Annotated in this window: 16 protein-coding genes; 2 read left to right on the top strand and 14 right to left on the bottom strand. The window is 69.0% G+C overall.

What is annotated here, in order from left to right; translation table 11 throughout:
- Positions 1-71: 71 nt before the first annotated feature.
- From manA to FGL15_RS11345, 8 genes are all read right to left on the bottom strand, one after another.
- Positions 72-1277, bottom strand: a complete 1206-nt coding sequence (gene manA / locus FGL15_RS11380; protein WP_138946124.1) for a mannose-6-phosphate isomerase, class I — start codon at positions 1275-1277, stop codon at positions 72-74.
- The gene (locus FGL15_RS11375; protein WP_138946123.1) at positions 1277-4027 is read right to left on the bottom strand and encodes a CIA30 family protein; all 2751 of its coding nucleotides are present in this window, start codon (positions 4025-4027) and stop codon (positions 1277-1279) included. Before FGL15_RS11375 ends, manA begins: the two co-directional genes overlap by 1 nt.
- Positions 4024-5022 carry an ROK family protein gene (locus tag FGL15_RS11370; RefSeq protein ID WP_138946122.1) on the bottom strand — a complete coding sequence of 333 codons (999 nt, stop codon included), beginning with the start codon at positions 5020-5022 and terminating at the stop codon, positions 4024-4026. Before FGL15_RS11370 ends, FGL15_RS11375 begins: the two co-directional genes overlap by 4 nt.
- Positions 5023-5033: 11 nt before the next feature.
- Positions 5034-7520, bottom strand: coding sequence for a glycoside hydrolase family 2 protein (locus tag FGL15_RS11365; RefSeq protein ID WP_240773516.1), 2487 nt, complete (start codon positions 7518-7520; stop codon positions 5034-5036).
- Positions 7517-8278: a carbohydrate ABC transporter permease gene (locus tag FGL15_RS11360; RefSeq protein ID WP_369796511.1), complete on the bottom strand. Its 762-nt coding sequence runs from the start codon at positions 8276-8278 to the stop codon at positions 7517-7519. The genes FGL15_RS11365 and FGL15_RS11360 overlap by 4 nt, the downstream gene beginning before the upstream one ends.
- Before the next feature lie 155 nt (positions 8279-8433).
- Positions 8434-9393, bottom strand: a complete 960-nt coding sequence (locus FGL15_RS11355; RefSeq protein WP_138946121.1) for a carbohydrate ABC transporter permease — start codon at positions 9391-9393, stop codon at positions 8434-8436.
- 82 nt (positions 9394-9475) lie between these two features.
- On the bottom strand, positions 9476-10774 hold the full coding sequence (locus FGL15_RS11350; protein WP_138946120.1) for an ABC transporter substrate-binding protein: 1299 nt from the start codon (positions 10772-10774) through the stop codon (positions 9476-9478).
- A gap of 154 nt (positions 10775-10928) precedes the next feature.
- Positions 10929-11798, bottom strand: coding sequence for a LacI family DNA-binding transcriptional regulator (locus tag FGL15_RS11345; RefSeq protein ID WP_138946119.1), 870 nt, complete (start codon positions 11796-11798; stop codon positions 10929-10931).
- 29 nt (positions 11799-11827) lie between these two features.
- On the opposite strand from FGL15_RS11345, the gene FGL15_RS11340 reads away from it, so the two are divergent.
- The gene (locus FGL15_RS11340) at positions 11828-13096 is read left to right on the top strand and encodes an ROK family transcriptional regulator (RefSeq protein ID WP_240773515.1); all 1269 of its coding nucleotides are present in this window, start codon (positions 11828-11830) and stop codon (positions 13094-13096) included.
- Positions 13097-13200: 104 nt separating this feature from the next.
- On the opposite strand, the gene FGL15_RS11335 is transcribed toward FGL15_RS11340, so the two are convergent.
- The 4 genes from FGL15_RS11335 to FGL15_RS11320 form a co-directional block, all read right to left on the bottom strand.
- Positions 13201-14208: a glycosyl hydrolase gene (locus tag FGL15_RS11335; RefSeq protein ID WP_205858610.1), complete on the bottom strand. Its 1008-nt coding sequence runs from the start codon at positions 14206-14208 to the stop codon at positions 13201-13203.
- Positions 14209-14407: 199 nt separating this feature from the next.
- Positions 14408-14761, bottom strand: coding sequence for a hypothetical protein (locus tag FGL15_RS11330; RefSeq protein WP_138946117.1), 354 nt, complete (start codon positions 14759-14761; stop codon positions 14408-14410).
- A 126-nt stretch (positions 14762-14887) separates the two neighbouring features.
- A complete protein-coding gene (locus FGL15_RS11325) occupies positions 14888-15184 on the bottom strand; it encodes a hypothetical protein (protein ID WP_138946116.1) in 297 nt (98 codons plus the stop codon).
- A 112-nt stretch (positions 15185-15296) separates the two neighbouring features.
- A complete protein-coding gene (locus tag FGL15_RS11320) occupies positions 15297-15578 on the bottom strand; it encodes a helix-turn-helix transcriptional regulator (RefSeq protein WP_064295041.1) in 282 nt (93 codons plus the stop codon).
- A gap of 107 nt (positions 15579-15685) precedes the next feature.
- Between FGL15_RS11320 and FGL15_RS11315 the strand changes: the two genes are divergently transcribed.
- Complete coding sequence (locus FGL15_RS11315; RefSeq protein ID WP_138946115.1) at positions 15686-16507, top strand: TSUP family transporter; 822 nt, start codon at positions 15686-15688, stop codon at positions 16505-16507.
- On the opposite strand, the gene FGL15_RS11310 is transcribed toward FGL15_RS11315, so the two are convergent.
- Both FGL15_RS11310 and FGL15_RS11305 read right to left on the bottom strand, forming a co-directional pair.
- Entirely contained in the window at positions 16502-17506 is a 1005-nt protein-coding gene (locus tag FGL15_RS11310; protein ID WP_138946114.1) for an alpha/beta hydrolase, read from the bottom strand. The two genes, FGL15_RS11315 and FGL15_RS11310, sit on opposite strands and share 6 nt — an antisense overlap.
- Positions 17499-18968, bottom strand: coding sequence for an MFS transporter (locus FGL15_RS11305; RefSeq protein ID WP_138946113.1), 1470 nt, complete (start codon positions 18966-18968; stop codon positions 17499-17501). The genes FGL15_RS11310 and FGL15_RS11305 overlap by 8 nt, the downstream gene beginning before the upstream one ends.
- Positions 18969-19051 lie beyond the last annotated feature (83 nt).

Raw genomic sequence — 19051 nt, 5'->3', positions numbered from 1 at the left:
AACGTCCGCGCACGGATTCACGCCACCATGTGGTGGACAGCAGCCACCGACAGTGTCGGCCGGTCGGCCGGTCAGCCGGTGGCGACGAAGACCCGACCGTCCGTGGACACTGTCACCGGCTCCGGGCCCGGAGAGACGAACACCGCTGTCCCGCGCTCGAGCACGACGGTGTCCGCACCCTGTTCCACCCGCGCCGTACCACCGGTCACGAGGATCACCGCCGCCTGGCCGCGAGCAAGGTCGGTCGCCGTCCCGGGATCGATCCGGACGAGCTGGAAATCGTCGACCGGCACCGGGTACATGACCCCACCGCCAGTTCGCACGATCGGCTCGACGAACGGGACCGGCGATGGTTCGAAATCGAGAACCGCGAGAAGCTCCGGGACGTCGACGTGTTTCGGCGTCAGTCCGCCGCGAAGCACGTTGTCACTCGAGGCCATGACCTCGACCCCGAAGCCGGAGAGGTAGGCGTGGATGTTCCCCGCGGGCAGGAACAACGCCTCACCCTCCCGCAGCGTCACGAGGTTGAGGAGCGCCGCGACGACGATGCCGGGGTCCCCCGGGTACTCTTCGGCGAGCTGCAGGATGAGCTCGCGCTCGGCCGACCAGCGCGATCGACGGTCGGCGTCCGGGACCGCTCCGCTGGCGGTGCCGACACCGGCGGCCGTCACCAGGGCGGCGACCACGCCGGGCGTCCGTCGTTCGAGCACCGCTCGCACCGTCGGTTCCAGACCGGCGTCACGTAGCTCCGCCTCGAACGCCTCGAGCACCATCCGGTCCGGCCCCTCGACGTAGGCGGACAGGTGCATGAGGAATGCGCGCGACTCCTCGACCGCCCGGAATCCGCAGAGGGCGCGGAAGCCGTCCTGCAGGGCGACGATGATCTCCGGCTTGTGCCAGGCGTCCTTGTAGTTCCGATGCGGTGTTTCCAGTGACACGCCGCGGCGGTCCTCGTCCGCGAACCCCGCCCTGGCCCGGTCGGGCGTGGGGTGGACCTGGAGGGAGAGCGGCCTCGCGGCAGCCAACAGCTTCACCAGGAACGGCATCCTGGAGCGCCCACCGAGAGCCGCGTCGGGGTCCGACGCGATCCAGTCGTTGAGGCTGTCGGGACGACCGTGACCCGGCTCGACGAACTCGGTCACGCTGCCAGGGTGTGCCCCGAGCCAGAGCTCCGCCTGGGGCGAACCGTCAGCGGGTACCCCCAGCAGCTCCGGGATGGCCGTCGTCGACCCCCAGGCGTACCGCTTGGGGTCGCTGGTGATGCGGTGCAGCGCCATCAGAGAGCACGCCGTCGACCGCGGACCAGCAGCAGACCACCCATCGCGAGCAGCGCGAACGCGCCGACGATCCAGGGCGTGGCGTCCAGGCCGGTGCGGGCGAGGTCGCCCGTCGGCGCCACCGGGTCAGCGCCGTCAGACCCACCAGGCTGTCCCGTGCCCGGCTGTCCCGTGCCCGGCTGTCCCGTGCCCGGTTCCGGCTCCACGGCCGCAACCGTCGTGACGACGTCGTCGACCAGCAGGGTGCCGGCTCCTTCACCACCGAGGTAGAACCCGATCTGGGTGACGGAGGTCGGGTCGAACGCCGCCTCGCCAGCCCAGGCCGGCGGGGCGAAGGCGGAGAACGGAATCTCGATCAGCTGCCAGCCCTCGCCCTCGATGGGCGCGACCGTCTCCCAGTAGGTCCCACGCGTCACGAACTGGACGGTGACGTCGTCGCCCGGTGTCCCCTGCACCCAGAACTGGAGCCCGGTATAGCCCCACCAGTCCTGCGGTGTCTGGAAGGTGCGGACGACGCCGGCATAGCCGGGACCGGCGAGGTCGTACGCGGCCGACATCGCGTTCGTGCCGGTGTCGGGGTTCGGCGTGAGCGTCGGTGTCACGGCGCCGCCCCCGGTGTTCCGCACGTAGGCGGCCTGCAAGGCGGCGTCATCGGCGTACGACTCGAAGTCCTCGACGACGAGCGGTTCGCTCGGCAGCACCTTCATGAGGAAATCCGCCGCTCCCGTGCTCGAGGCGGTCGTCCCGGCTCCGTTGACCGCGGTGACCGACCACCAATACCGCTGCCCTGGTGTGAGGGAGACCGTCGGGGTGATGGAGGGGGTTCCGACACCGTCGACGACGACGACCGGGTCCCCGAGGTCGGCCTGCGCGGCGAGCGTGAAGCGGTAGTAGGCCGCGCCGGCCGCCGACTCCCAGGTGAAGGTCGGCGTCGCGGTCACATCGACGGTGCCGGGCGCCGGTGAGACGGATGCGAACGCCGCCGGCGGCCCGCTCGGAGCGTCCACAGCCGACCAGATGGTGGCCCGCGACACGGTCGCGTCGGCGGCGAGGGTCACCCGGAGGTACGGCCCCGCCAGATCGCGTGCGACCACCGTGCCGCCGGCTCCGACCTCGGCCGCGGCGGTCACCCAGGCTGAACCGTCAGCGCTGGACTCGACCACGACCGACCCGGAGACGATGAACGACGCCGCCGACAGACGGACCTGTTTCCAGGTGATGCTGGCTCCATCGGAGGCAGCGACCACGCTCGTCCCGTCCGCGCCTGGCGCGATCGCTGCGCCGTCGTGCGCCTCGGTGAGCAGCCAGGACTCGAGCGGGTCCACGAGCACGCGTGTGTCGGTCTCGGTCATGACCGGGTCCGACAGCGCCGCGTCGGCCCCGGCCCCGTCGACCGCGACGACGCGGTAGACCGCTCCCGTCGGCGAGGCGAAGTCCGTCGCGGACCCGGCATCGGCCCGAAGCGCGCCGGTGTCGACCGCGGTCCACGAGATCCCGTCGAGCGAGCGTTCGAGCCGGCACGAGACCGCGCCGCCGGCCCCGCGCCATCGGACGGTGTTGATGCCGTCCGCGCGGTCGACCGCTGTGATGAGCGGTGTCCCGACGGCGGGAGCAGCCGGCACGGCACCGATGGCAGCGGCATAGGCGGTGATCGCGGAGACCCGGGCGCGCTCGGCATCGGTCGCACCGGGTGCATGGATCGTGAACCCGTCGTCGTGCGGGACGAGCCCACCACGGTCGTTGTTGCCGAACAGCGACCAGAACAGCATGCCGGTCACGTTCGGGTCGGCGACGAGCGGTTCGAGCAACGCCGGGCTCGCAGCAGTGGAGGCGTACTCGCCGGCCAGGTAGACCTTGCCCGCGGCGGTGACCGTGGCCGCGTCCGCGGACACGCGTGCGGCGGTGGGCGGGTAATAGTGCACGTCGACGATGTCGAGCCCAGGCGCCGAGAGTGTGTCCGGGTCGATGTCGAATCGACGACCGGCCGCGACGAGCTGCTGCGGGGCGCGTTCCTTGATGAACGCGACCTGCCGGTCGATCCACGGCGCGGTCATCCCCTCCAACTCGTTCCCGAGCTCCCACGCCATGATCGTCGGGTCCTCGGTGTACCGGACGCCGGTGAGCGCGTTCGTCCGCTGCAGGATCGCGTCGACGTAGGCCTGGTACGCGGCGATCGGCCGCTCGTCGGTGTAGAAGTCGGCCGACGTCAGCCCGTACGGGGTCGTGAAGTCGCGATGCCCGCCGTGGTAGTACTCCCACTCGTCGGTGAGCGGGAGCACCAGCCGGATGCCGAGCTTGCCGGCGTACGCGACGGCGAAGTCGATCGTCGCGAACGCCTCGTCGTTCATCTGCCCGAGGGCCGGCATGATCGCCAGGGGGTTCGCACCGTCCTGGCCCGTCGAGGTCATCATGTGCGTCCGCACGACGGTCGAACCCATCCTGGCCGCCGCATCGAGGGTGTCAGCGATGCGGAACGCGGTCGGGTAGTCGACCCCGCCCACGTTCTCGTCGAGACCGAGCCAGTAGACGTTCGGGCCGCTGAAGCGGAAGGTCTCGCCGTCGAGCACGAGGCGGGAGCCGTCTCGCTCGACGAACGAGGTGTTGAGCGAGGTCCAGTCGGCCGGGGCGGCGGCTGCCGGCGACGCGAGCGCCGGGAGCAGTGCAGCGGTGACGGCCGCCGCGAGCATGCCGGCGGCGAGACGGCCGCTCGAGTTGCGGTGCGGTGGGCGGGGGTCGGGGGTGCGATTCATCGTGCCAGGCTCCTTCGTCTGGGATGGTGCATCGGGTCGAGCGGTGGGAGGCCGAGTGCCTCCGGTCGGTGGATGAGTGCTGCGGCGCCGAGGATCGGACCTGCGCCGTCGAGCGCGGAACCGGTGACGACCACGCCGGCCGCGTAGTCGAGGACGATGGCGTCCTGCACCGCGGCACGGACGAGGTCGAGGTAGTCGGTGCTGACGGCGGTGAACCCACCGCCGACGGCGACCGCTTCGAGGTCGAGGAAGGTCGCGGCGCTCGCGATCGCCTGGCCGACCGCGGTGGCCGAACGGACGACGGCGGACCGTGCGACGGGATCCCCTGCCGCGGCATCGACGGCGAGCGCCTCGCCGGTGTGCCCGTCCCAGCCGCGGGCCCGCGCCCAGGCGACGCTCCGTGGTCCGGAGGCGACGCGCTCGAGCGTCGCGTCGTCGGCCGACTCCCCCGGCACGCGCGAGGCGATCTGCACCTGACCGATGTGGCCGGCGTTCCCGCTCCGGCCGGCGATCAACCGGCCGTGCAGGATGACACCACCGCCGATACCGGTCGAGACGATCATCGCCATCGAGTTCTCGGTGCCGCGGGTCGCTCCGAGCCAGTGCTCGGCGAGCGCGATGCAGGTCCCGTCGAGGCGGACCACCACCGGGGCGTCCGGTAACAGCCGCGCGACGTGTGTCCGGAGGTCGAAGCCGTGCAGTCGCGGGAGGTTCTTCGGGCTCACGGTGCCGCGGCCGAGGTCGACGGGACCCGCCGAACCGATGCCGACGCCAACGAGCGCGGAACCGTCCGGCAGGTGCGCGATCGAGGCGAGGACCACTCGGTCGACGGCGTCTTCCAGTGCACGGCGCCCTGCATCGGGCCCCGTCGGCGCCCGATGCGCGCTGCCGTCGACCACGACGCCCTCGGCCGTGACGAGCGCGGCCTCAACTTTGGTGCCGCCGAGGTCGACCGCGAGCGCGACCGACCCCGACGGATCCCGCTCCGCGGTCATGTCCGCCAGGGTCACCGTGCCCAGTCCTCGACCAGCTGGTTCGCGGTGCGCACGACCCGGGTCGACAGGAGCTCGTCCTCGCCGAGTTCCACCTCGGTCCGCACGTGGAACGTCACGCGCTCTCCCGGCAGGAGGGTCACGAGCTGGTCGTCGACGACGGCGGCCGGGTCCAGCTTGTCGACGAGCAGCGTGAGGTCGCGGAGGAAGGACTCGGCCGTGATAGTCACGGCGTAACCGTCCTCCTGGCGGGCGACCTCGGCGCTGAACCGAGGGGCGGGGATCGTTGAATCACGTGCCTCGGCGAAGGACCAGAAGCCGCGTTCCGCCCCGACTGTGGCGACGAGCACTTCATCGGGTGCCGAGCCCGCGACCGCGACCGCTTCGGGGATCTCGACGAGCGTCGAGGAGCGTCGGTCCAGGTCGACCGGGACGCGCACCGAGGCGAGTTCGGTCCCGTCGAACCGGAGGCGCCGGATGACGAGGTCGTCCGCCCAGGCGTCCGGGCCGTCGTTGAGCACGGCGACCACGAGGGACTCCCCTCGCGGCTGCACGGTCACGAGGCGGTCGGCGTAGACGTGTCGCAAGGCGTAGAGCAGCGGCTTCGCGCGCTCGTCGCCGTCGACGGCCGCCCAGGACGTGACTGGCCAGCAGTCGTTCAGCTGCCAGACGATCGACCCCATGCAGCGTGGGCTCCACGACCGGAAGTGCTCGATCGCGACGGTCACGGCGTTGGCCTGGTTGAGCGACATCGCCCAGTGCCAGTCCTCGGTGTCGTCCGGCAGCGGCAGGTGCGCGACGAGTCCGTCGGTCAGTTTGTCGTTCCCGTCCGTCGCCTTCTGGTGGTGGATCATGCCGGGCGACTCCGGCGTGAGCGGGGAGTCCGAGATGGCTCGCTCGATCGTCGACCACGTCGCCGGACCCTGCCAACCGAACTCGGCCACGAAGCGCGGCGAGACGTCGCGGTAGGCGGGGTAGTCGACGCGGTTCCACAGCTCCCAGAGGTGCACTGATCCGTGGTCCGGATCGTTGGCCGGGATGTCCGGCGTTCCCGACCATGGGCTGCCCGCGGTGTAGTTGCCGGCCGGGTCGAGCTCAGCGACGAGCCGAGGCAGCAGGTCGAGGTAGTAGCCCATGCCCCAGGTACGGCCTTGGACGCGCTTCTCCCAGCCCCACTCCTCGAAGCCCCAGATGTTCTCGTTGTTGCCGTTCCACAGCACGAGGCTCGCGTGCGGCATGATGCGCGTGATGTTGTCGCGCGCCTCCGCCTCGACCTCGCTCCACAGCGGCTCCTCCTCGGCATAGGCCGCGCAGGCGAAGAGGAAGTCCTGCCAGACCATGATCCCGCGCTCGTCGCAGAGCTCGTAGAAGTCGTCGGACTCGTAGTAGCCGCCGCCCCAGATACGGAGCAGGTTGAGGTTCGCGAACTCGGCCTGGTCCATCCGGCGCGCGAGCCGGGCGCGGTCGACGCGGGTCACGAAGGCGTCGTCGGGGATCCAGTTGGCGCCGCGCACCCACACGGCCTCACCGTTCACGACGAAACGGAACGAGGTGCCCTCCGCGTCTGGTTCGAGTTCGACGGCGACGGTCCGGAACCCGATCCGCCTCGACCACTCGCCGAGGCGTGCCTCGTCCTGCCCGAGCACGACGTCGAGGTCGTACAGCGGCTGCTCGCCGTACCCGCGAGGCCACCAGAGTCCGACGTCCGGCACGGCGAGCTCGACCACGGCGGAGTCCGCGCCGGCCGGGAGCACGAGGTCGGCGTTCGCGCCGGCGACCGTCGCCGTGAGCGCGAGGGGCGCGTCACCGTCGCCGGCGCGTTCCACGTCGACGTGCACGGCGACCCGGCCCTCGCCGCCGTCGACGGTCACGACCGGACGCACCGAGTCGAGCCGGGCCGTCGACCACGACTGCAGGCTCACGGGCTTCCAGAGCCCTGACGAAGCGGCGTCCAGTCCCCAGTCCCAGCCGAAGTTGCAGGCGGCCTTGCGGATGGCGTTGAACGGGTGGGAGTAGGTGTGGGGGCGGTAGCCGATCTCGAGGCTGGCCAGGTCCGCCGCGGCGACGGGAGAGGCGAAGTGGACGACCAGTTCGTTCTCGCCCTCGCGCAGGACGGCACCGACGTCGATGCGGTAGGTGCGGTGCTGGTTCCGCGTGGTCGCGACGACCGAGCCGTTCACGGTCACCGTCGCGACGGTGTCGAGTCCCTCGAACACGAGGTCGTGCCGCTCGTGGCCGTCCGGCTCCCACGTGAAGGTGGTGCGGTACTCCCAGTCCGTCGATCCGATCCACGTCACGAGGTGCTCGTTGCGGTCGAGGAAGGGGTCGGGGATGAGCCCGGCGTCGAGGAGATCCGTGTGCACGAGGCCGGGCACCGTCGCGGGCACGCTCGTCCCGACGAAGGCCTCGGGGATCGCGCCACCGACCGCACGCAGACTCCACCCCTCGTGCAGGAGGCGGGTGGTCAGGGGACGGACGGTGGCGGTGTCGATGATGCTCACTTGGTTGCTCCAGAGGTCAGGCCGTTGTAGATGTATCGCTGCAGGAAGAGGAAGGCGACGAGCGTCGGGATGATCACGAGGATCGTCCCGGCCGCGATGATCTGCCACTGGGCGCCGAACGGTCCCATGAACCGGAACAGCGAGGTGGAGATCACCCCCAGGTCCTGCGACGGCATGTACAGGAAGGGGATGTAGAACTCGTTGTAGATGGCGATGCCCTTGATGATGACCACCGTCGCGACAGCGGGCTTCAGCAGCGGGAGGATGATGCGCCAGTAGATCGTGAAGCGGTTCGCGCCATCGAGCATCGCAGCCTCGTCGAGGGAGACGGGGATCGACTGCATGAACTGCAGGAAGATGTAGATCGCGACGATGTCGGTCCCCATGAAGAGCAGGATCGCGGCGCCTCGGGTGTTGAACAGCTCGAGTGCGGACACCACCTGGAACGTGGCCACCTGGGTCGTGACCGACGGCACGAGCGTCGCCAGGAGGAACAGGCCCATGACGAGCTTCCGTCCGCGGAAGCGGAACCGGTCGAGTGCGTAGGCCGACATGGTGCCGATCAGGATGGTCCCGGCGACGGACACGAGCAGGATGATCGCGGTGTTGAGGAAGCCGGTGACCATGCCGCCCTGGTCGAAGGCGACGACGAAGTTGTCGAAGTTGAACCAGTTCGACGGCGGGGTGAGGGGACCGGTCGTCCGCTGTTCGCGGTCGGTCTTGAACGCGAGCATGAAGATCGTGGCCAGGGGGACCACCGCGAAGAGGCTCGCGATGATGAGCGAGGCGTACTTGATGGTCGTCGCGGTGAGGGCGGCGGCGCCCTGTGGGCGCTTCGGCCCGCGGCGCGTCCGTCGCAGCGCGCGTCCGGGCTCGGGCGTGGCAGCGGAGACCGGTCGGTCGGCGGTGGCGGTCACGATTCGCCTCCCTTCTCGTCGGGGAAGACCCGGCGTTGGACGAAGGTGATGATCAGGACGATCAGCAGCAGGACGACGGCCATCGCGGACGCCAAGCCCACCTTCGAGAACTTGAAGGCCGTGTTCACCGTCTGGATCACGAAGGTCTCGGAGCCGTTGGCACCGCCGGTCATGACGTACGGCATCTCGAAGGCGGACAGTGCTCCGGCGATGGCCAGGATGAACGAGAGGCCGAGGATGCGCCGGATGCTCGGCAGGATGATGAAGCGGAACTTGTGCCACGAGTTGGCGCCGTCGAGGTCCGCGGCCTCGTACTGCTCGGACGGGACCGACTGGATCGCACCGAGGAACAGGACGAAGTTGAGGCCCATGTACCGCCAGACGGAAGTCGCGGCGAGGGAGGCGTTCACGAACGACGGGTCGCCGAGCCACTGCGGGGTGTCCTGCACGCCGACCGCCGCGAGCAGGGCGTCGAGGGTGCCGCCGGGGCGGAGGAAATAGAGGAAGACGAGCCCGATCGCGACCCCGTTGATGAGGTAGGGGAAGAAGATGACGCCCTTGAAGAGGTTCTTGAAGCGGGTGCGGAAGCTCAGCAGCGTGGCGAGGTGCAGCGCCAGGACGAGCTGGGCGACGGCTCCGACGAGGTAGTACAGGCTCACGAAGAAGACCTGGAAGATCTCCGGCTTCGTGAAGATCTGCACGAAGTTGTCGATGCCGACGAACTCCTGCTCAGGTTCGAGTCCGTCCCACGAGGTGAGGCTGTACCAGAACATGTTCGCGACCGGCACGTAGGTGAGCACGATCAGGAAGGCGAGCGGCACCACGAGGAAGAGCCAGGGGGTGACGCGCGACCCGGTGGCCTTCGGGGGTCTGCCCGGGCGCAGGGTCCGCGGCGGGCGTGGATGGTTCGTCACCACCGCTCGGGTGGCGGGTGACGCTCCCTGGACTGTGACCATGCTGGTTGCCTTCTTCGCTGCGCGGGGTGGAGGACACCCGGGCCCGCCGTGGGGACGGGCCCGGGTGTCGATCGGATGGGTGCTACTCGGCGACGTCGGCGCGGGCGGCTGCCCAGCGCTCGTTGAGGTCGGCGAAGGCGCTCTCCTTGTCGCCGTCGGCCGCACCGCGGGCGATGTCGATGAGCTTCTGGCGGTAGGTGTTGCCGAAGAGGTCGATCTCAGCGGCGTTCGCGATGTCGTTGATCACGGCCTCCTTGCCGACCGGGTCCGGAGCGAGCTCCAGGTAGGTGACGCCGAGATCGGAGAAGTCGGCCAGCGTGTCGGGCGCCGGGTCGCTGATGACGGGGCTGATGGCACCCTGGCTCGCGGCGAAGCCGGACTCGTTCGTGAACCAGTCGATCCAGGCCTTCGCGGTCGCCTTGTTCTTCGAGTACTTGCTGACCGCCAGGAACTTGTCGGAGGCGGTGACGGAGGTGAAGCCGTCGTCGGTCTTCCACGGCATCGGCCAGAAGCCGATCACGTCGCGGGACTCGCCGGCCTTCTCGGCGGCGTCCTGCATCTGCGAGACGGCCCAGGAGCCGAGCACCATCGAGCTGATCTCACCGGAGGCGAGGAGGTTCTTCGACTCCTCCCAGTTGGTGGTGGTGGGGTCGGGCTCGCTCAGACCGGCAGCGACGGTGTCGAACAGGAGACCGTCGATGTTGTACTGGTCGTTGCCCTCGGTCCACGGGCTGTCGGTCGCGATCATCTCGGTGCGCACCTTCGGGCCCTGCACGGCTCCGAGGTTGCCCTCGAGCGTCGCGAGCGGCCAGCCGTCCTTGTAGTTCGTGTAGTACGGGATCGAGCCGTTCGCCTTGATCTTCTCGAGTGCGGCGAGGTACTCCTCCTCGGTGGCGGGCGGCTCGGTGATCCCGGCCTTGGTCCACACGTCGCGGTTGAAGACGTAGCCCATGGCGGAGCCGAAGGTCGAGACGCCGTAGGCCGTGCCGTCGAAGGAGGCCTCGTTCGCGAAGCGGTAGGTCTTGGACTGCTCCTCGGTGCTGCCGAGCGGCTCGAAGAAGTTCGCGTACTGGTCCTTGGTGACGTTCGACGAGGGGATGAGGAGCACGTCGCCGTAGTCCTTCGAGTTGAGCCGGATCTTGGCATCGCCCTCGTAGTCGGTCAGAGCCTCGAACTTGACGGTGGTGCCGGGGTACTGCTTCTCGAACTCGGTCGCGTAGTCCTTGAAGGTGGTGTCGACGAGGTCGGTGCGGTTCGTGAGGACGGTGATCTCACCGCTTGGGTCGCCGTCGTCGTTGGCCGCTCCACCGGAGCAGCCGCTGAGGACGAGTGCCGCGGCCGCAGCCGTTGCGGCGAGGCCGATGATCGGTCTCCGGGACATGGGAACTCCTTCGTTCATGGGGGCGAAGGGCCGGGTCGCCTCGTCGCTCGCTGTCCAGCATCGTCTGCCGTCTCACGCCCGTCAAGACTAAACATTATTAATTTATATAACAAATCGATCACAGGGAACCCACCCCACTCGCGCCCTCGAAACCTCAAGCGACGGGGACGGGACCCGAGGTGGAGCGCTCGATGACCACGGCGTGCGGCGCTTCCCGAGTGGTACCTGGGCGACCCGCCAACAGCTCGAGCAGCTCCTCACCCGCCATCTCGCCGATGCGTTGCACGTCGTGGCTGAGCGCCGACATCGGCGGGTCCGACAGCTGGCATTGCGCCGAATCGTCCCACGCCACGATCGACAGGTCGTCGGGCACCCGCAACCCGGCCTCCTGCACCGCCTGCAGCCCGCCGAGCGCCATCACGTCGCTGTCGAAGACGACCGCCGTCGGTCTGGGCTCTCGGGCGAGCAGCGTCTGCATGGCCTGGTAGCCGGACGTCCGCGAGTAATCGCCGCCGATCGAGACCGTGTCCACGTCGGGCAGGTCGGAGGCGAGGGTGAACGCCTCCATCCGGGACAGCGTGTGGGTGAGCTCGCGCGGACCCGTGACGTGCGCGAGACGCCGGTGCCCGAGCGAGACGAGGTGGTCGACGGCCTCGTGCATCGTGACCGCGTCGTTGGTCCAGACCGCCGGGAGCCCCTGAGCCGTCGTCGGAGCGCCGATCACGATCGCCGGGATCGCGGACCGCTCGACGAAGGCCACCCGCTCGTCGTCGTCGATGAGGTCCACGAGGATGACGGCGCTCACCGTTCCGTCCTGCTGCCAGCGCCCGAGCTGCAGCAGTTCCTCCTCCCGCGTCGGCAGCACGCGGAGCAACACGGACAGGCCGTGCGGGCGGACGACGCGATCGATGCCGGCGATGAGCTCGTGGTAGAACGGCTCCGCGCCGTAGATCTCCGAGGCCCGGAACAGCGTGAGGCCGATCGGCCGGGGCTGCGCGATAGTCTGTTCGGCATCGAGACCCATCGGGACGCGGCCTTTCGTGAGGAGTGGTCGTGTGGCCCTCACACTACGCGCTCGAAGATCGCCGGGAGGGACAGTTGGCCAGACGTGAGTCCGTGCAGTCGGGTCCCGGCAGCCAGGCGCTCATCGTCGACCTCATCCGCTCGGCCGGCACCATCAGCCGCACCGAGCTCACCGAGGCGACGGGTCTGACCCAGCCGTCGATCTCCAACATCGTCCGCCGCCTCATCGAGGACGGACTCGTCCGCGAGACCGGTCGGGCCGCGCCCCGCGGCGGCAAGCCGCGGACCCTCCTCGAGATCAACGCGAGCGCCAAGTACGCCGTCGGGATCCAGCTCGGATTCGAGTCGATCACGCTCGTCGCCACCGACGTCCGCGGCGGCGTCGTCGGCCGACAGCTCGTCGACGGCGCAGGCTCGGCCACGCCGGAGCAGGTGACCGACCGGCTCGTCACGCTCTACCGCGACTTCGTCGCCGGCGTCGGGCTCGCGGCCCCGTCGATCGCGGGCGTTGCCGTCGTCGCCCCCGGCCCGATCGCCCAACTCGGCGGTGTCCTCCTCGGTCCGCCCACGCTCGTACGCTGGGACGACTTCCCCCTGCAGCAGGCGCTGCAGGAGAGCCTCGACGTTCCGGTGGTCGTCGACAACGACGCTGCCGCAGCGGCGGTCGGCGAGTTCTGGAGTCGCCAGGTGTCGCGCACGGAGTCCTTCGCCTGCGTCTACATGGGCACCGGGATCGGCGCAGGAATGGTGCTGGGCGGTGCGCTCTATCGTGGTTCGAGCTCGAACGCCGGTGAGCTGGGTCACATCAGCATCGAGGTCGACGGCGTCCCCTGCCACTGCGGCAACCGCGGATGCCTGGAGCGCTACGCGGCACCGGCAGCCGTGATGGCGGCGGCTGAGGCCTCGCGGGATCGCCTTGACGGACTCGGGCTCGGCTTCGCACCGGAGACGCTCAGCCGCGACTTCGACCAGCTCGCCCGAGCCGCCGTCAGCGGCCATGACGTGGCACTCGACCTCATCCAGAACTCGGCCGACCGGGTCGCCGCGGCCACGGTGACGCTCGCGAACCTGCTCGACCTCGATCGACTCGTCCTCGCCGGCCCTGGCATGGCGGTGGCCGGTTCGCTCTACGCCCGCGCGATCCGCGAACGTCTCGAACAGCGGTTCTTCGCCCGGCGGGCCCACCCGATCGTGGTCGAGCTCTCCGCCAACCCGCGCGACGCGGCAGCGATCGGCGCCGCGTCGCTCGTCCTACAAGGCACGATCGCCCCGGGACACGGGCCGGCGCTCACACGCTGAGTCGCCGGTTCGACGACGGCCCGGCCTCCCAGCTCGTTCAGGAGGTCGCCCCGACGGCCGCGCCATCGTAGCGGGCGCGGACCGACGAGGTCACCGCATCCCGCCTACGGCAGGACCACTTCGCCCTGATTGAACACCCGCGGATGGAAGTACGCGTTCTGGATCTCGGCATTGGAGTTGTTGCCACGCAGTTGCTCCGACCAGATCATGAAGTACGACCAACGCGTCTGCGACTGCAGGAGGTTCGCATCCGGCGCCTTCCCCAACTCCGCGATCGCGATCGGCTTCGTACCGGCGATCGTCTGCATCTGCTGGTAGTCGGCCGCGCTCGGATAGTTCTTGTACCAGACGTCGAGTGAGGCCACGTCGACGTAGGAGCTCCCCGGGTAGTAGTTCGCCCACCCTCCCGCAGGGTTGTCCTGCACGTTCCAGACCCAGATGAGGTTGTCGAGCCCCTGTGAGTCGAAGTAGTCACGCATCTGCTGGAAGATCTTCGCCCCGCCGTTCGCTCCCGATCGGCCGCCCCACCAGTTCCAGGTCTCGTTCATCTCATGGAAGGGCCGGAAGAGGACCGGGACTCCGGCGTCCTTGAGCTGCCGCAGATATGGGACGACCTCGGCCATCCGCTGCCGCCAGGTGGTGTTGAGAGCGGTGCCGCCCGTGACGATCTGCGTGAACTGCGCGTTGGTGATCTGCGTCTTGACACCGCCGTCGAACTCACAGGTCGAGGGGCCGGTCGGTGAGCATGCATGCCACGTCAACGCGACGAGCGAACCGTTCGCCCACTCGGTCTTCGCCTGATCGATCACTCGCTGACGGTTGGCCGCGTCCTGCGCTCGGAACATCAGGTCACCGCCCCAGAGACCGGGATACTGACCGGTGATGTCCTTCACTTGCTGCGTGTACTGGCCCGGCGCGCTCGCGGGCTCCTTGTTGTGCTGGCCCGACACGACGTTCGAGCCGGTGATCGAACGGAGGTATTGGATCACCGACGCTTTCGTCTTGGCCGGGAACGCCTCAGCGGGTGCCGGTTGCCCGACCGCCGCTCCTGCCAAGCCGAGCACGAGCGCGGTGGCGAGCGCCAGCCGTCCGGCACGAACATGTGATTTCATCATCGTCTCCTCCCCGCGCTTCCTCGTTGAAGCGGCGGTCCCAACAGGCTCCCCTGTCTTCCTGCAGAGGTCAAGAACTTTCATGACTAATTAATCAAAGTCGCCATCAGGTCAGCACAGTGATCACGAGGTCCACAAGCAGCCGCCGACCGAGGCATCCGGCCGCGAGGCGACCGGAACCCGCGGGCCGCCATGCCGCTCAGCGCGACAACGGACGCAGCTGGTCCTCGGTCACGGGGAAGGACACCTCGTAGTACAGCTGCGTGGCGGTCATGTCGCCCCAATCGTCCTTCTTCACCCGGATACCGGCGGTCGAGACCTCGGCGATCCGGACGCGCAACCATGAGCCGTCCTCCAGACGAAACTCGTGCGGGTCGGCCAGATAGCCCATGCCGATCTCGTCGAGCGCCTCCTCGGCATGGAACCAATCCAGCGCATCGGTTCGCTGACGCCCCAGGAGATCGATGACGACGAACCCCTCACCGACAGGCTTCATCCACCCCAGCCGCTCTCGGTCCTCCGAGCGCCGATGTTCGATCCAGTCCGGTTCCATGCAGCGAGCGTAACGGCCACCGAGAAACAACGCCTGACGGATGACTGACCGAACGCCAGCCCACCAACAGCACAAGGGGGCCGACTCGAAAGCCGGCCCCCTCGTGTGTCGTACGACGACGAGTGATCAGTGCTCGTCGTAGTGCTCGCCGTGCACTGCGTGCTGGTGGCCGTCGTGCACGTAGTCGACGTGACCGTCGTGCTCGACCGCGTCGTGACCGCACGCCGCACCGTGCTCGTGGTCGGCGACGGTGTGCTCAGCGACACTCTCGTGCTCGTCGTAGTGACCGTCGTGCAGAGCGTGGCGGTGCGTGCCATGCACGTAGTCGGTGTGGTCATCGTGCTGGACGGCCTCGTGGCCGCAGTCCGTTCCGTGCTCGTGCTCGGTGACGGAGTGCTCGGCGTGGATGTCAGTCGTGCTCATGGTTGCCTTTCGAAGGAAGAGATCGGGTGTCGCGACGGGCGGCGACGCGTCATCAGTACATCTCATCCATAAGCGAATTGCAATACATGCAGCTAATCGATAGTGGTTCTCGCTATCCCTCGAGCGCGTGCTGCACGGCATCGTCGACGATGTGCGAGACGTGCACGTCAGCGACGTCGTAGTGGGCCTCTCGGCCGATCCGCTGCACCGAGACCAGGCCGGCTGATCGCAGCGTCCGCAGGTGCTGCGAGACCAACGGCTGCGACAACTGGCTCTGCTCGGCGAGCTGACCGACCGTGGACGTGCCGCCTGCCAGGATGCGCAGCAACCGCAGCCGCGAGGAGGAGGACAGGGCCTTGAACAACTCGGCAGCGGGTTCGAGATCCTCGTTCATCTGTACATATAAGCAGATGTGAATGCGTCAGGATCGCCTGAACTCTCGAAGACCCCGTTCGACGGCCGCCCGCTGGATCATCTTTCTGACGATTAGGCTGGGCGACTGTGCTCGATGGACCGCTGATCGCCGAATGGCTCCCCGTCTCGGTGGCCGCGCTCGTCCTCCTCCTCGTCGCGGCGGGAGTGGCCGGCTGGGTCGACGCGGTCGTCGGCGGCGGCGGACTGATCCAGTTGCCCGCGCTCGTCATCGCCGTTCCGAGCGACGTCGCGACCCCGTTCATCCTGGGCACGAACAAGCTGTCGTCGTTCTTCGGCACCCTGTCGGCGAGCTGGGTGTACCTGCGCAAGATCAGGGTGCAGCTCGTGCTGCTGGTGCCCCTCGTCGCCGGGGCCTACGCCGGGTCGACCGTCGGTGCCGCCCTGTCGCGGTACGTCCCTCGCGACGTGTTGACGCCCATCGTGCTCGTGGCCGTGATCGCCGTGGCGCTGTACACCCTCTTCAAGCCGACCATGGGCCTGCGCCACGAACCCCGCCACGACCGCGCCACCGCCGTCGCCTGGCGGGCTGCGATGATCGGCCTGCTGGTGGGCTTCTACGACGGCATCCTCGGACCGGGAACGGGTTCGTTCTTCGTCATCCTCATCGTCGGCGTGCTGGGGTACGGCTTCCTGCAAGCCAGCGTCAACGCGAAGATCGCCAACCTCACCACGAACCTCGCCGCCCTCGTCGTGTACGGGGTGCACGGCGAGGTCCTGCTCGCGCTCGGTCTCGCCATGGCCGTGATGAACATCACCGGCGGGTTCATCGGCGCCCGGATGGCGACGAAACGCGGAAGCGGCTTCGTGCGGATCGTGTTCCTGGTGACCCTGTCCATCCTCATCGTGAAGCTCGCCTGGGACACCGTGGTGCAGTTCACCGGTTCATGATGCACCCGGCAGAGCGACCTCGCCGGCGGGTGTTCCGAGCAGTCGCCTCGTCCAGTCGGCCAGGGCCGCGATGGCGGCCCGCGAGATGGCCGCACTCGGCACCATGCTCGTGAAGCCGTGGAACGCCCCCGGCCAGACGTGCAGTTCCGCGTCGCCACCCGCAGCCCACATCGCGCTGGCGTAGGCGACCGTCTCGTCACGGAACACCTCGGCGCTGCCACAGTCGATGTAGGTACGCGGAAGGCCGGCGAGATCGGTCGCCCGCGCGGGTGCGGCGGAGATCGACACGTCTTCACCGGCACGGCGGGGTCCGAGGTACGCGTCCCAGCCGAACCGGGTCATCTGCCGATCTGCGACCCCGACCCCGTCGATCTGCTTCGTCGACACGGTGGCATCGCGGTCGTCGAGCATCGGCGAGACGAGGATCTGCCCGAAGAGGGCCGGCCCACGGCGGTCCCGGGCGAGCAGGGCGGTCCCCGCGGCGAGCCCGGCACCCGTACTCTGGCCCGCGATCACGATGCGGCCCGGGTCGATGCCGAGCTCATCCGTGTGGGCCTCCACCCAGACGAGTCCGGCGTAGCAGTCCTCCACCGGGTACGGGTCGGGGTACTCGGGGGCGAGGCGGTAGTCGACGCTGATGAGCACCACGTCGTGGTCGTTCAGGAGCCAGTCGTCGTAGGACTCGAGGTTGCCGAGGTGGTGGCCGAACATCATCCCGCCGCCGTGGATCGTATAGACCGCCGTCGTCGCGCCCGAGCGCCCGATCCGCTGGATGACGGCGAGCGTGATCGGATCGCCCAGATGGCCGGGCACCGTGACGGAGCGCCGCTCGTACCCGCGCGAGCGCAGCCGTTCGTCGAGGGCCTCCTCGGTCGTGTCGAGGCCGCGCATCCGCGGAAGCATCTCGGTCGTCAGCCTGAACGGCCCGCGCGCCTCGAGCGCGGCGAGGAAGGGGGTGAGTTCGGGATCGAACGGGGGACGGGGCATGAGGTCAGACATGGGAAGGCTCCTGGGTTGCGGGCTGAGATGGGAGGTGATGTGAACGGAGGGCAACGACAGCCACGAGGGCTGCAGCGAGGGCGGTGATGGTCGATCCCGCAATGAGGACCGCTTGCTGGAACGACGCGACAAGGGCCGGGGTGAAGTGCTCGGTCGCGATACCGCCGCCGACGAGCGCGGCGAGGATCGTCCCTGTGGCGGCGATCCCGACAGCGGTGGCGATCTCGCTCGCGGTGTCGACCAGGGCCGCACCGATGGACGTGCGGTCCGTCGGGAGACCACGGAGGACGTTATTACCGGCGACGACTCCGACCACCCGCATCCCGGCGGCGACGAGGACGAGTGCGACGAGGACCCACGGATAGCCGAACCGGCTCAGGAGCGCGAACACGGCGAGCCCCGAGACGACGACGGCGGCGCTCATCCAGGCGGCGCGGTCGAGGCCGACGCGCTGCACGAACGGCCCGACGAAGCGACCGCCCGCCAGCAGCACGACGACCTGCGGGAGCATCGCGACAGCGGCCAAGGCAGGCGGCCAGCCCCACGCGAACTGCAGCTGCAGGGTCGCCAGGTACGACAAGCCGGCCATCGCCAGCCCGGCGGCGGCCTTGTAGGCCAGACCGGAGGCGACGAGCGGCTGTGCGACGAGACGGAGGTCCAACAACGGGTGACGCGCCGTGCGCTCCCTGACCACGAAGCCGATCGCGGCGATCACCGTTGCCACCGCCGCACCCCAGGCCGCTGCGACGTCGGTGCCGGCGACGAACAGGGTCGGGGTGAGGAGGACGCCGACGACGGTCGCGGTCCCGAGCACAGCGCCGAGCACGTCGATCCGGTCCCGGTGCAAGTGCGACCGCTCGTCGGCACCGATCCCGGCGCGGATCCCGATCCAGGCGATCACCGCGATCGGGGCGTTGGCGACGATGAGCACCTGCCACGGCGCCACGGCGAGCACGAAGCCACCGATCGTCGGGCCGGCGGCGAGGCCCACCAGTCCGGCGGTCGAGATGACGGTCAGCGCACGGACACGCAGGTCGTCCCGGTCGAACAGGCGGAACGCCAGAGCCATCGATCCCGGAGTCGTCATCGCCGCGGCGACACCCATCAGGGCGCGCACGGCGATCAACTGCTCCACCGAGGCGACGAACACGGTCAGCACGCTGACGACGGCGAGCAGCGTCAGGCCGATCAGCATGACCCGACGCCGGCCGAACCGGTCGGCGACCGCACCGAACAGCAGCATCAGCCCTCCGAACGCGACGGAGTAGGCGCCCGAGACCCACTGCAGTGACGCGGTGGAAGCGGTGAGGTCACGGCCGATGGTCGGGAGCGCGACGTTCAGGACGAAGTTGTCGAGCATCTCGAACAGGAACACGGCCGAGAGGCCGGCCAGCGCGACCCATGCGTCGCGGAGGCGTGGCGGTGAGTCTTCGACAGGCGGGGAGGTTGAGGGTTCGAGCATGGGCGCACTCCTTCGATGAAGAAGTGACGGCTCCCATGAACCGCGTGCGCGTTTCCGTCGGCCGGAGCACGACGGGATTTTTC

Origin of the sequence: Plantibacter sp. M259 (genome assembly GCF_006065115.1) — a bacterium.
Lineage (GTDB): Bacteria > Actinomycetota > Actinomycetes > Actinomycetales > Microbacteriaceae > Plantibacter > Plantibacter auratus.
This window is presented reverse-complemented; position numbering and strand designations above follow the sequence as displayed.